Below are 14,844 nucleotides of genomic sequence, written 5' to 3' on the forward strand. Positions count from 1 at the left end.
CACACAGAAGCAAGGTAAAGGCAGGGGAAATTCACGAGAATTAAGTAGAATTTTCTTTGCGTCCGGGCCGGACATTAGCTAGTATCCCTAGACACGGGAATTGCAGGGAATTTAGTAGCTTATCTCAAATGGTCCGGCGCCGGGGGGCGCAGGGCTAGCGCATTGTCGCAGCAAATTCCTTCATTAGTCGGCGAACATCGCCAGCCACAACAATCCAGGGGGAAATACCATGAGTTCTGTCGCCAGAGCGAAGCCGTGCTTTATTGTGCCTTCCAACCCGCTTATGGCACGCCGCATGGCGTTGAGCACGGCCGTTAGCCTCGCACTGGGAGCCATGCCGGTCTATGCCGAAGACTGGGAAGGCAATATTGAAGTCTTCGCCATGCCGACCAATGAACGCACCCTCATGGGCGCGCAGCTGTTGCAGCCGATATGGCAGGACCAGACGTCCATGGCCTACCTCGATTTCCGCGGCATTGTTGATCTCGGTGATACCAACGAATTCAACCTCGGTGCCGGCTACCGCCGTATGGCCTTCGACCGGCGCTGGATCTTCGGCGGTTACGCCAGCTTTGACACCCGCGAAACCCGCACGGACAACCGGTTCAACCAGGTGACCCTGGGTCTCGAAGCCCTCTCGCGCGAATGGGATTTCCGGGTCAACGGCTACATTCCGACAACCGACGAAAAGACCCTCGGTCCGGCCAGCTTCGGCGGCCGTTTCCAGGGCAATCGCCTGTTCGCCGGGCGCCGCACCGAAGAAGCCCTGCACGGCATGGATATCGAGGTCGGCCGCTTGCTGGAATTCATCCCGTTCGGTGAAACCCGGCTCTATCTGGCCGGCTATCACTTCGACGGCGACGTCGTCAGCAAATCGACCGGCTTTGGCAAGAAAGCCCGCATCGAGTACCGCCCGCGCAAGGACATCACGCTCGAACTCGGCATCCAGGACGACAATCTCTTCGGTACCGAGAGCTTCCTCAAGATCAGCTATTCGTTCGGCATGCCCGCCGAGAACGGCATCCGCACGATGGACGAACGCATGGTGGAGTTTGCCGAGCGCGACGTGGACATCCGCACGACCGGCCCGCTACCGGAGCGTCTCACCACCGCGACCGGGCCGGGCAAGGATCTGCTGATCTCCGACAACGTCGTTCACGTCGATAACGAGAACGACGATCCGGAAGGTGGCGACGGTACAATCGAGAATCCTTACACCTCGGTGGCAAACTGCAATGCTGGCCGCTGCGTCAACAACCAGGGCGCCATCATTTATGTCCATGAAGGCGAGATGGATTACACCGATGAAGGCTTCATGCTGGAAAACATGCAGCGCCTGCTCGGTCAGGGTGTCAGCCTCTACGGCATCGGTGGCGATGCCTATCCGGTATTGCGTGACAATACGACGGACAATGGCAGTTACGGCGTCGAGTTGAGCCGTAACAATGAAGTTGCCGGCCTGCGATTCGAGGGTCACGAATATGCGATAAGTAATTACAATGCCAAGTACGGCTCCGGCATCAACATCAACAGCTTTAACATCCATGATAACCAGATATATGGTGCCTCGTCCGCCGGTATTGAAATATTCACGGGCAGTTTCGAAGGTAATGTCTCCAGCACCGGTCGCATAGCCAACAATACGATCGTCGGCAGCTATGGCGAGTTCGGAGGCGGCCAGGGCACTGGCATATTTCTTGGCAATACCGCTCTTGGCAATGGCGCCAGTTCCACGCAGTCTGTGACTGTCACACAAAACGACATTGCCGGACATGAAAGTGGGCTATATGCAGAAAATACGGCTATTAACGGTGGCAGTGCCACCCAGAATCTCGATATTGGCAGCAACTATTTTGCCGGCAATAAATACACGGGGGCACATTTTACAAATAGAGATTCGTCCGGCACCGGTGAAACTGCCATCCAGGATATAACCCTGACCGGGAATACCTTCGTGGCAAATGGCATAGGCAATGGACAAGATGATGGGCCGCTTATCAATGGCCCCGGCATGGGCAGCAAGTATGGCGGCGGCGCCGTCTTTGGGAACTATGCTGAAGGCGAATCGGCCGTCGCGCAGCAGACCATCTCGGCCAGTGATAATGTCTTTGCACTCAATAGTAACGGGTTGATGGCCTATAACAGAGGTGACGAAGGCGGTTCTGCACAACAGGATGTCACTCTTACCAATAACGAATTTTATGAGAACAAATATGCAGGCGCCGGGTTCATCAACCTGGATGGTGCATCTGATCCCATTGCACGGACTGCGACCCAGAATGTGACACTTATCGACAACGAATTTCGCTATAACGGACTATATGGCGGAGGTGGACCCGTTGGCAGCGGGGCCGCTTCCTTCATGAACAGTGCAAAATACGGTTCAACGGCCACCCAGACCGCAGACCTGAGTGGCAACAGCATGCTCTATAACAGCATGGGTCTAAGTGCATTGAACCTCGGCATTGATGGAGGTGCCGCCACCCAGGAGTTCACGCTCACTGATAACCAGATTGGTAATAGTGAATTCGGAGGTGCCGGTTTCCTCAATATCGATGGCGGGAGCGCCCCACAGGCCATTACTGCGATACAACGTGTCACTTCCAACGGCGGAAACAGTATCAGCAATAATAACGGCCCCGGCGTCTATGCTGAAAACAACGCCTTCGATGGCGGCGAAGCACGTCAGTTTGTCGATTTGAGCGGCGACAGCATTAATAGCAATGATGGACCCGCTGTATTGGTTGGCAACCGTTCCGAGGATGCCGACAGTCTGGCCCAGCAGGAACTCAGGCTCAATGGCGCCAGCCTCACTGATAATGCCTACGGCGGCGTATTCTCCAACGAGGCGGACGGTGGCACTGCCAATCAGTACGGTGACCTGTACGGCGCCGATTTCGGCGGCAGTGGCGGCTACGCTATCGACGGTGACGCGGTTCAGCAATTCATCCTGCCGGACGGTGATGAATTCAACAATTTGTGACATGGTCACTGGTTGCCCAAGGCCGGCGTAACAACGCCGGCCTATCTCTTTACCCTAAAACACCTCCAAAATAACGGCCATGCAGCCGCGTTACTCCAACGATCACTTTCTCGACAACACGGTACACGCCATGCCGGCGGCCAGTGTGCCGCTGGGACGCAATGACCCCTGTCCCTGTAACAGCGGGCTGAAGCATCGCCACTGCTGCGGACTGAAACGCTTGCAACCGCCGCACCGGGAACAGGCCGACAACGTTGAGGACGAATACCAGGCCGCCGAGGCGGCAGCCGCCGAAAACAATCTGGAAAGTGCACGCAGCAACTGCATCGCGGTACTGAGCCATGCACCGGGACACCGGCGCGCCCTATATCTGCTCTCCCGACTGCAGCGCCAGGCCGGTAACCTGGCCGCAACAGAAGTGTTGCTGCGCCGGGTTGTCCGGCTCGCGCCACAGCATGAGGCCACCCAGGCCGAACTGGCCATGCTGCTGTACCAGCGACACAACCTTGCCGACGCGGAACAGTACGCGCGTAACGTCGTGCGTCTGAACCCGGATAACGCGCAGGGTCACAACCTCATGGGCATGATCCTGACCGACGCCCACCGCTTGCCGGCGGCGGAATTTCATTATCGCCGGGCACTGGAATTGCACGGACCGATCGGCAAGCTGTGCGCCAATCTCGGTCTCAATCTCAAGCAGCAGGGCAAGCTGGCCGAGGCTGAGCAGCTCTACCGCCAGGCACTGGAACTGGAACCGGAGAATACCGTCAGCCTGATGGGCTGGCTGCAGCTCAAAGAGGTCAGCCGCGATTTCGATGCCGCCGCGGATCTGCTGGCCGACCTGGAACGCAGACTGCCCCCCGACCATGTCAGCGTCTGCATGAGCCGGTCGGTACTGCACCGCCGCGAGAAGGATTTCGAGGCCGCACTGGCGGCCCTGGACAGGGCCAGACCCGAGCAGACCGCCGGCCATCCGGCCTACCAGTACGAGCGCGGCGAAGTCCTCGACCAGCTGGGCCGCTACGCGGAGGCTTTCACGGCGTTTGCGGAAGCCAACCGAATCGTGCGCGAGCAGGGACAGCGCACCTATGCCGAGGACCGCACTCGGCAATTCATAGCACGCCTGAAAGGATTTTTTACAAGAGACCGGGTCGACCGTCTGCCGAAAGGCAGGCCGGCGCCCCACGAGCCGGCGACGCCCGTATTCATCGTCGGTTATCCCCGGTCCGGCACAACCATGGTCGAACAGATACTGACCACGCATGCGGATATCGCCGCCGGCGATGAACTGCACTTCATCTGGGAGCTGACGGCCGCGGCACCCAAAATGCTCAACAGCACCCTGGCCTACCCCGAGTGCCTGGCCGATTTGTGGTTTGGCGACAACCAGGCTGCGCCGGAGGCCCTGCGCGATTTCTATCTAAAAAAGGCCAAACACCTCGGCATCGTCCAGCCGGATCAGCGCTTTTTTACCGACAAGATGCCGCTGAACGAAACCAATCTCGGTCTCATTCACCTGCTGTTTCCGGAAGCACCGGTCATACACCTGATCCGGCACCCGCTGGACGTCGTGCTGTCGTGCTTCTGTAATGACCTCACCCACGGCAACAACATGGCCTACGGACTGGAAAGCGCGGCCCGGCATTACCTGCTGATCCGGGAGTTGATGGATCACTACCTGGAACAGATGGACATCAACTATCTGCCGATCCGTTACGAAGATATTGTCGACGCACCGGAACCGAATGCGCGCAGGCTGCTCGATTTCGTCGGCGTCGACTGGGACCCGCGCTGTCTCGATTTTCACCAGAACCCGCGTTACGCGCGCACTGCCAGCTATGCCCAGGTCACGGAGAAGCTCTACACCCGTTCACGCTACCGTTATATGCATTACCTGGCGCAACTGGAACCGGTAATACCGATGCTCGAACCGGTCATCCGGCGGCTGGGCTACAGCATCGAACAACCGTAAAACGGCATACGTGCATAGGGACGTGTGCCCATCCTACTGTTCAACATTCACTGATCGAGGCGTAAAACTTGCCGTTGGCGCCGCGCTCGATAACATCAACATACTCAAATTGCAGTCGCTCGGGCACATAACCGAAATGATCGGCGAACGCCCGTTCCACTGCTTTTTCCAGATGCTTCGGCGCCACCAATCTGACGGTAAAGTCGTCGACACCGTGCTGGATAACCTGGTACTGGCGCATACCGGCCAAATCGCGCAGCGCCACCGACAGATCAGTAAAGACCACCCGCCGGCCATCACGATGCAGCAACGCCCCCCGTATCTTGCCATCAATGCGCGCCAGCGCCGGCAGAGAGATGCGGCCGCAGGGACACTGACCACGAACCGCATAATCACCCAGTTCGTAACGGATAAACGGGCTGCGGCGATTGAAATAATCCGTGATCACCACACGGCCCCGTTCCCCTTCTGCACAGGGCTCGCCGGCGTCATCAAGCACCTCGACGCCCAACAGCTCGGCATTGACATGGTGGAAGTCCGGCTCAAACGGACAGCGTCCCGCAATCAGGCCGAATTCCATCGAACTGTAGGTGCTCCAGATATGCGCATTAGGGAAAGCGCGCTGGATCAGGGCTTCCTGTTGCGGTTCAAAGGCCTCCGCGAACACGCCAAAACGCCGGATGAAACCCATATCCAGTCCGTCTTCCAGCACTTTCTGCGCAAGCAGTTCGGCATTGCTCGGATAGGTGGTGATGGCAACCGCGCCCGCTGTGCGGTGGCGCTGCCGGATAAACTCAAGCTGCTCCGCGAGCGAACTGCTGATGTCCATGAGATCCGGTGCCTGCCGGTCGCCGCTGTGCGGGTGCACCAGCCGTACACGCGGCAGCCGGCCACCCAGCCACTCGACAAAACGCTGCTCCGCCATGGCCGACAGCCGCTGGCGCTCGGCATCCTGACTCAGCCGCACCGGCACACCGGTAGAACCCGATGTGGTCACGGTCACAGGGTGCCCATTCAAAATTTCCTCGTTATGGGCCAGGAATGTCCGGCGATCAAGAATCGGCACCGTAGCCGAGCCATTGAGCCAGTGCTGGTAGAACGGATGATTTGCATGCGCCCAGCTGGTAATGGCCTGAAAATGTCGTTCGGCATAGGGCCGGCCACGAAAACTGGCAGGTATAATGAACATGCAGACAAGTTACCCAGTAAAGTCAATCATTCCAGCACTGAATACCGGACATAATGAGCATGCAGGACTACAGTGCCATATTCAACGCACGCGGCCAGTCCTATAACGAGGCCATGGCGCAGTGTCCGGCCGCCCGCGAAACCGAACGCCAATGCCTGATCGATTACCTTAAACCGCGTGCGGGTGAATGCATCGCCGACATACCCGCTGGCGGCGGCTACCTGGCTGACGGTTTGCATGACCGGACTGACGGTCAGTGCCAGGTCATCTGCATTGAGCCATCAGCGCTTTTCGGCGCCGATATCGATCCGGTGCATACCTTCATCTGCGCACCAGCGGACGACATCAAGGCTTTGGCGCCAGCCAGTCTCGATGCAATCGCCAGCCTGGCCGGCCTGCATCACTTTAGTGACCGGCAGCCACTTTACCGGGAATGGGCACGCCTGCTCAAACCCGGCGGACGCGTCGCTCTGGCCGATGTAGAGATCAATACGCCGACCGCTGCGTTCCTGAACGGCTTCGTCGACACGCATACGCCCGGTGGCCATCGAGGCGTATTCCTGGAGCCGGGCGAACTGACCGAACAACTGGCCGCAGCCGGATTCGGTGACATCCGCGAACAATACCACCGGGTAGACTGGCGTTTTTCCGATAGACCAACCATGGTGGCATTTTGTGGTCGTCTGTTCAGCATTAACAGTGCCGGCGCTGCTACGATAGAAGCCGCCTTGAAAGAACAATTGGGTACTGGCGAAACGCCAACCAATGATTATCTGTTACGCTGGGAATTACGTTACGCCAGCGCCGTTCGACTGTAATCCATGAGCCAAACCAACAACGACAATACCAGAGCCTTTCTCCGTAACCTGATCCAGTCGCTATACAGGCTCGCCGAGCAGCCGCAGAGCCATGATAAACCGGGCTCAATTCGACTCAAGCTTGCCGGTGGCGTCAGCGAACTGCCGGTAATAGGCCATCCCGAGCCTATTGCCCAAATCGCCCGACAGCCGGAAATTTTCATAAAAAACTACAATAATATCAATATGTTGGGAATAAGCCGTTTCAATGCCAACGGCGAGCAGTGGCGGCTGCGAAGCGCCCTGACCCAGAAGCAGTATATGGATGCCGGTCGCTCCGATCGCTTGCAGCACATACGCCAGCAATACGAAGCAGCGCTTGGAAGCTGCGCCAATGCAGCATCCGGCAGGCTGCCCTATCTGTTTCTGAATGCCTCGATCGGCGTATTTCATGAGGCACTCGGCGCTACATTAAATGAACCGGATCGTCTGATCATTCTGTTCGATAGAATCCGAAACTTACTTTTACGCCTGCAGTTTTATTCATGGATTCCCATGCAGTCTGGTGTACAAGCCGCCTTGCATTCAGAGGCGGAAGATCTGCTGGAAGCTATCGATGGTTACATGCTGGATGAACCGGGCCTGCAAAGGCTGCGGCAACAATTCAATGACGAGATGCAGGCGCAGCCTTCGTTTCGGGCGAACGAGGAATACCTGATGAACCTTTTCGCGGGTATCGAAACGACGGTTTCGACCCTGCTATGGATAACCTGCCAGCTTGCAGCCTACCCGGAGGCACAGGCAAACATCAGGGAGGCACTCAAAAACGACCCGACGCCCGCCATTCTGGATGGTTTCATCAGTGAAACCCTACGCTTTTATCCGCCGGTGCCTTTCGTGGTGCGCGAGCTGGCTCGCGACTTCAATGTCGGTGGCGTCACGCTGAGAAGCGGACAGATCATACTGGTATCCATCATTGGTGCACACCGGCATCCCGATTACTGGTCCCGGCCGTGCCAGTTCGATCCGCATAGATCTGAATTTATGCACAATAGCTACGATAAAAATGCATTTATTCCCTTTTTTCAGGGCAGCCGCATGTGCGGCGGTGCGCGGCTGGCCCGACAGGAACTCAGGGAAGGTACGCGTGCGCTGCTGCTCAATTACACAATCAGCAACAATCATGATCATGCTGACATCGACTACGGGCTTGCCATGCGCCCTGTCGACAGCGCACTTCCAGAAATCCGGAATCTGGAACGATCAGGTATTCAGCTCAGTAACTGAGAATAACACCCAGATGGACGCGGGAGTCGCGTGAACGATTCACGCCATTGTTGATGTCCAGATCCTTCAGCTGCCAGCCATAATCGAGCCGTACACTCAGGTAAGGCGGGATGGAATAGCGCAGGCCCGGGCCGACGCTGGAGATGGTGTAGCTTTTCTGCTGATCGGCGGCGACCTCATTCTCGGCCAGGCTGGCATAGTCCCAGAACAGCAGGAACTGAAGTTGGTCATTGTAGGTATCATGGCCGGCATACTTCAGCAAACTGATGGAGGGACTGCGCAACTCGAGATTGGTGATGTAACCCTCGTCACCGTTAATGACGCGCTCCTCGTAACCGCGCACTGTGCGGTAGCCACCACCACCCAACTGTTCACTACCGAGCAGATTGTCGGACGACCACTGGGCGGTCAGACGACCAAACAGACTGAAGTCCTTCGGCAGCTTCTGAATCCGCTGCAGTTCCAGGCGGGCATAGGAATAGTCGGCGTCTGCAAAGTCATCAAAAGCCTGAAAATTCTCATCTTCGTTATTGGACATCATGCCACCGGGACTGTGGATGAAGTCGGTGGTTAACGTGGTGCGACCCCACTGGTCCGGCTGGGAGGCTGAATAGGTCGCTACGAACTGGCTGATATCGACATCGTTGTCGAGAACCTCGAAACCACCGAATTCGAGGTTATTGTTCGTGGTCTTGTAGTCATACCCAAGCGCCACTTCGTGCGTATAGCCTTCGAAGGCCTTGAATTCCGGCAAGGGAATCGTATAGCGGGCACTGATCTGTGAACTTTCACCTTCCAGGTTCAGATCCTGGGTATTCGGGCCGAGCGCGCCCTCCTTGACCCGGGTATCCGCATGGCTTCCAAAGAAGGACAGTTCATGCTGCCAGGGTAATGGAATGATGTAGCTGGCCGAATGGGCGCGAAACAGGTTTGTATTATCGTTAAAGGTAAACTGGTAATTCAGCTGGTGGTCCAGTCCGAAGACATTGCCCCAGTTGAAACCGGCTATCCAGCGATCCTCGCCGGTCTGGCGGTTGCCTGAATCCTCGTACCCTGTATAGACACGCAGGGGGAATCGGTCCCGGGTGCGCAGGAGCACATCGGTCTCGCCCTGGTCCTGGCCACGGGTATAAACGAGGTCCGTATGCCTGAAGGGATTACGGTTCATCCAGCGAACATTCGAGAGGATCGATTTTTCGCGCAGAACTTCGCCTTCATCGGTACGAATCTTGGAAGTCAACAATTCATCCGAAAAATACTCGTTACCTTCAGCCCGAACCTGGCCCAGCTGCCCCTTGACCACGACCAGATGTACAACACCGCCAGTAATGTCCTGTTCCGGAATGACGACATCCACGACCGGATAATCATTATTGGCATAGAAGCTGACGACATCACGATTAAGCTTCTTGAGTGACAGCAGGCTGACCGGCTGACCAAGATATTCGGATACAACGTCCCTGAAAGCCGGGGTCGTCAGAATGTCGTCGGTACGGGCTTCAACGCCCTCAACGTCACTGACGCCGGCTTCGTTCACCTGGTCCATGGACGAAACAAACACCAGCCCCTGCAATTCATCCAGCAATTGCTTGCGGTCGCCTTCCTCCTCGGTTACTTCCCGCGTGGGACGTACCGGACCGGGCCGATCCGGATTGGCGCCGGTAATGATATCGCTGTCATCAGGCATCCTGGGCGCGACCTTTTCAGCATCTTGCGCAGCGACGTTCAACGACAGACTTGCCAAAAGCACGGCTACGACGCCGCCTCTGGCCAGACCGGAGCGGGCGCGAGGATGATTCCGTTTTGACTGGAGCGAAGCTGGCATGCTTTTCACGATATTCATTCCGTGGACGGTGACTTGTTCGTTTTTCTGGGTCGGCACGATTCCGGTCTCTTGAATATCCATAATCAATTCGCTGATGCTCTTTCAATGAGCTGACTCGGCATAAGGCCTTCAGCCGGTGCCTGCGTCTTCATGCCAAAGAAGTAGTAGTCTTCTGCATAAGGCTGAATCAGCGAGTAACTGGAATAGGCCACGTCCTGTGTCAGGCGACCCGCGGTTTCTTCACCATCCTGGCGCATGCTATTCATGCCTCCATCCTCATAGGCAATGAGAATATCGCCCTCATCATCGTCGCGCAGGTTCTTCTCGCTCTTGATTTCACCCTGCGGCGGCGGCGCCTTGAAGAAGATCGTGCCTGGCGCAAAGTCAACAAGCTGGGTGAACTGGGGACCACCGGTCCAGGCATTGAAAACCTGACTGTCCGGAATGGCGGATCCGGAGACCTGGCCCTGCGTGGCACCATAGACGGTGATGGTGCTGTTCTGCAGGTTCATGGTACCGCCTTCGAAGACCGACGGACCGGCACCAACGAAGCCGCTGTCAACGATGAAGGTGTAGTTCCCTTCCGGACCGTTCAGGATCATGGTGCCGTTGTTGATGAAGTCACCGGCAATGTTGGCCGTATAGGCACCATCCGTTCCCGCGTCTTCCTGGTTGAAGTTGCTCGTGGTCGAGTTCAGGACCAAGTAAGCCAGCGGTGTGGTGTCACCGATAAAGCCGTTGAAGTTCGGCGTCGAGCCAATGACCAGACCGCCGGGGCCATCGAGGGTATCGTTGAAGTCCACAACGTCAGAACCATTGCCGGCATCAGTTGCACTGATCCTGGTATTTTTCGCCAACACCACCGGACCATTATAGGTCTGGGTACCGTCGGCGGTGATGACTCGACCATCGCTACCGGAAGGCCCTGTACCACCCACCGAGGCAGACTGGGCCGCCAGCACGATACTGTCAGCCGTCACATCAATGTTACCGGTGCCGCCGACCTCGACAACATTGGCCGTAAAGCGGCTCTCAAAGCCGGTCGTATCGATGCTGATGCCGTTGTCGGTGTAAATACCCGAACCCGCCAGAACTTCGGCCGAGACCGCGCGATTGGCAAAGACCGTATCGCGACCACCGGTATAGTTGAAACTGCCGCCCTGCGCATTGACGCCGCGGAAGTTCTGCACTCCGTTGGTCTGGCCGCTGAGATCGATATTACCGTCCGCCGTCTGCAGCGTGGCATTGTTCGCATTGAACGCTGCCGTACCGTCCGTGATATCACCGGCATTATCGGTAATCAGGTCCAGGGTGCCGACGGTGCCCTGCAGGGCCACATCGTCGGTCTCGCTGATATTGACGGTCTTGCCGGCTACAGCGTCGAACTCGATGGTATCGACATCGGTATTCAGGCGCGTATCGGCTCCGCCGACCGCCCCGTCCGTATCACCGACCAGGCCGGTGCCACCGCTGAAGATCAGCGTCGGCGTCGTCACGATGCCGTCAAAACCAACCGACTCGTCGATCTCGATGGCACCTGTATTATTGATCGTCGCCGAGGTGCCCGCGGTCAGGTTGGCCGCACCGGTCCATGTACCGCCGCCGATATTGAGCTCGGTGGTTGCGGCGCTTTCAATCAGGGACTGGGCGCCGTCATCACCGATCATGTCGAGCTGGCCGCTGGTTGCGTTGACGGTCTGGGTATTGGCGGAGGCGATAATCGCATCGGCATCGGTGCCCGTCCCATCATCCAAGGTTATTGAACCATTGGTGCTGGTCACCACCTGATCGCCGGTTCCTCTGCTCATCTCTATCAGAGCTCGGGATTCAGACCCAGTCCCACCGGTCAGCGAAATATTGTTGCCCGCCATGACGCTCTGGGTATCTACGTTAGCCTCAATGAATGCGCTGCTAGCATAGCTCCCCGGTGTGTAATTGCCGGCAACGCCAGTCAGAGTAATGTTCCCGGCGACATCAATGGTCTGCGTCGTACCGAATCCTGCGATACCGGACGTGGTATCTGAAGTGCCACCTGTACCGCCGGTGATCAGCAAGTCGCCGCCGGTGACATCAATATCTTGGTCGCTACCATAGATATAGGCGTAGTCATTCGCGCCACTGCCACCGGTCAGGGTTAGACCCTGGCTACCCTGGACCGCAATGGTCTGTGTGGAACCAGCACCGATCTCGGCATAGCTACCGCCGTTACCGGGATCAGTGTCCGCCAGCAACTGGGCATTGCCACCAACGGTGATGTCTTGGGTATCGCTGGCTTCCAGAATCGCTGCAGCGTCTGCTCCGGAGCCACCCTGCAGCAATAGATCAGTACTGACATCGATAAACTGATCCCCGTCACCGGTAATCAAAGCGAAGCTGTTACTACCCGTGCCGCCATTAAGAGAGGTCGCACCGGTAATGTTGACCGTCTGGGTATTAGTGGCGGCCTGATTGATAAGTGCGCCCGAGTTGGAAACACTGCCACCATTCATATCAAGACCGTCAGCATTCACGGTTATGGTCTGCGCACCTGCCGTGTCAGCCACAATGCCGGCACCAAAGTCAAATCCAGCAATAATTCCCGAGGTATCACCCTGGTTGCCGCTGATCTCCAGGCCACCACTCTGAGTGCTGATAGTCTGCGCGGCACCACCCTGGATCAGGGCGTAATCGTCTGTACCACTGGAACTGCCGCCCAGTACGTCTATGCCTGTGCCAATCAGCAAGGTCTGGGTATCGGTCGCCTGGACCGTCGCATGCACGCGGTCACCCGCGCTACCACCGGTGAGCGTCAGGCTACCGGCGATCGGATTACCCGCACCATCATCCAGTGTCTGGGTACCCGCCGAATCAATGATGGCAAAGGCGTCATCCGCCGAGCCGCCATTCAGGGCCACGCTGTCTGACACATTCAGATCCTGTGCAGCGGCATCGGCTTGCTCGATAACAGCAGCGCCGAATGCCTCGCTACCGGCATCCATATCAAGGCTACCGTCGACAATTGTGATTGTCTGCGTACCGCCGGCACCTGTCGCATCGGCGACAATACCGGCACCCAGCTGGTTACTGCCGTAAGCGACGGTACTACTGCCCTGGCTAGCATCAATGGTCAGATCACCACTGTTAACCATGATGTCCTGTTGCGCATTACCAATGATGGCTGCGAAGTCGTCATCAGCAACCGTGCCACCACCTGTAAGGGTCATAGCCTGACTGCTGCTGATGGTCTGGTTACCAGCACTATCAATCACCGCATAGGTACCATCAGCCAAGCCATTGGTGAAACCGCCATCCAGGTAGATAAAGCCAATGCCGCCCATCGTGGTAATGGTCTGCTGGGCCGCGACAGCCTGGTTGATGACCGCACCCGCATTGGTGCTGCTGCCACCATTCAGATCCACGCCGCCGTCGCTCACCGTTATGGTTTGCGTACCAGCGGTATCAGCCACAATACCGGCACCGAAGTTGTAATCACCGAATGTGAGCGTGTTCGTCGTACCGTCAGCACCGTCCAGCGTCAGATAACCCGAATCAACGGTAATATCCTGCTGGGCATTACCGACGATGGCCGCGAAGTCATCATTGTTGGCCGTACCACCCGTTAGCGTCATCGCCAGCGTGCTGTCGATGTCCTGCGCGCCCGTGCCGTCTATCAGCGCGAACGTGCCCGCAGCACTGCCGCCGTCCAGCGTCGTCGTGCCATCGATGTCCAGCGTCTGGTAAGCCACCACAGCCTGCTGGATGACCGCGCCCGCATTGGTCGCCGAACCGCCGTTCAGATCCAGGCCACCACCATTGTTAATAGTGATGTTCTGCGTACCTGCCGTGTCCGCCACAATGCCGGCGCCGAAGTTGTAATCTCCGAAGGTAATAGTGTCGGTCGTGCCGCCATTACCATTCAGCGTCAGCCCGCCGTTGACCAACAGAATGTCCTGCTGGGCGTTGCCGACGATACCGGCGAAGTCGTCATCATTGGCCGTGCCGCCGGTCAGGGTCATGGCATCACTGCTGTCGATATCCTGGGCACCAGTGCCATCGATCAGGGCGAACGTGTCTGAGGCCGAGCCGCCATCCAGCGTTGTCGTACCAGTGATGTCGATGGTCTGGCTGTCGCCGATAGCCTGATTGATTACCGCGGCGGCATCACTGGCGGTGCCACCGTTCATATACAGGCCGCCCGCATTGACGGTAATGCTCTGGGCACCCGCTGTGTCCGCCACGATGCCGGCACCGAAGTTGTATTCGCCGATGGCAACCGAGGTGTTACCCGCGTTGCCGCTGATGGTCAGGCCGCCGCTGTCCACCAGCAGCGTTTGCATGGCATCGCCGTAGATAACGGCATGGTCATCATTCCCGCCGGAGCTGCCGCCCAGCACCTGAACGCCCGTACCAATCCGAATGTCCTGAGTACTGGTCGCCTGGATGGTAGCGTGGACGTTTGAACCCGCGCTGCCGCCTGTCAGCACCAAGTTACCGTCCGTAACACCGCCGCTGCCATTGTCGATCGTCTGCGTGTTGTCGGAATTGACCAAGGCAAAGGCATTATCAGCCGTGCCGCCGTCCATGGTGATGCTATCGGCTACGCCAATGGTCTGAGCCCTGTCGCCTGCGTTCATGCTGATGATTGCGGCGCTGTCCGCGACGGTACCGCCGTCAATATCCAGATCACCAGTGGTATTGGCACCCAGGATGTTGATATCCTGATCACCGGCCGACTGGATCACCGAACCGGCCGTGTCACCACCCGGACCATAGCCGGTGGTAGACACGCTCTGTCGAGCATTCACTACCAGA

General features: G+C 57.5%; 7 protein-coding genes. 4 read left to right on the plus strand and 3 right to left on the minus strand.

Features of this window, described 5'->3' with window-relative positions; genetic code table 11:
* The first annotated feature begins 229 nt into the window (after nt 1-229).
* On the plus strand, nt 230-2,983 hold the full coding sequence (locus J2T55_RS12655; protein WP_259057628.1) for an inverse autotransporter beta domain-containing protein: 2,754 nt from the start codon (nt 230-232) through the stop codon (nt 2,981-2,983).
* A 79-nt stretch (nt 2,984-3,062) separates the two neighbouring features.
* Nucleotides 3,063-4,955 carry a sulfotransferase gene (locus J2T55_RS12660; RefSeq protein WP_259057630.1) on the plus strand — a complete coding sequence of 631 codons (1,893 nt, stop codon included), beginning with the start codon at nt 3,063-3,065 and terminating at the stop codon, nt 4,953-4,955.
* 40 nt (nt 4,956-4,995) lie between these two features.
* On the opposite strand, the gene J2T55_RS12665 is transcribed toward J2T55_RS12660, so the two are convergent.
* Nucleotides 4,996-6,144 carry a phenylacetate--CoA ligase family protein gene (locus J2T55_RS12665; protein WP_259057632.1) on the minus strand — a complete coding sequence of 383 codons (1,149 nt, stop codon included), beginning with the start codon at nt 6,142-6,144 and terminating at the stop codon, nt 4,996-4,998.
* Nucleotides 6,145-6,203: 59 nt separating this feature from the next.
* Here J2T55_RS12665 and J2T55_RS12670 point away from each other — a divergent pair, with 59 nt between their 5' ends.
* Together J2T55_RS12670 and J2T55_RS12675 are read left to right on the plus strand one after the other, a co-directional pair.
* Nucleotides 6,204-6,962, plus strand: a complete 759-nt coding sequence (locus J2T55_RS12670; RefSeq protein ID WP_259057633.1) for a class I SAM-dependent methyltransferase — start codon at nt 6,204-6,206, stop codon at nt 6,960-6,962.
* A gap of 3 nt (nt 6,963-6,965) precedes the next feature.
* On the plus strand, nt 6,966-8,228 hold the full coding sequence (locus tag J2T55_RS12675; RefSeq protein ID WP_259057635.1) for a cytochrome P450: 1,263 nt from the start codon (nt 6,966-6,968) through the stop codon (nt 8,226-8,228).
* Here the strand turns inward: J2T55_RS12675 and J2T55_RS12680 are convergent.
* Both J2T55_RS12680 and J2T55_RS12685 read right to left on the minus strand, forming a co-directional pair.
* A complete protein-coding gene (locus J2T55_RS12680; RefSeq protein WP_259057638.1) occupies nt 8,218-9,915 on the minus strand; it encodes a ShlB/FhaC/HecB family hemolysin secretion/activation protein in 1,698 nt (565 codons plus the stop codon). The two genes, J2T55_RS12675 and J2T55_RS12680, sit on opposite strands and share 11 nt — an antisense overlap.
* A 221-nt stretch (nt 9,916-10,136) precedes the next feature.
* Complete coding sequence (locus J2T55_RS12685; RefSeq protein ID WP_259057640.1) at nt 10,137-14,819, minus strand: beta strand repeat-containing protein; 4,683 nt, start codon at nt 14,817-14,819, stop codon at nt 10,137-10,139.
* Between the last annotated feature and the right edge of the window lie 25 nt (nt 14,820-14,844).

Source organism: Methylohalomonas lacus (genome assembly GCF_024808875.1).
GTDB lineage: Bacteria > Pseudomonadota > Gammaproteobacteria > Methylohalomonadales > Methylohalomonadaceae > Methylohalomonas > Methylohalomonas lacus.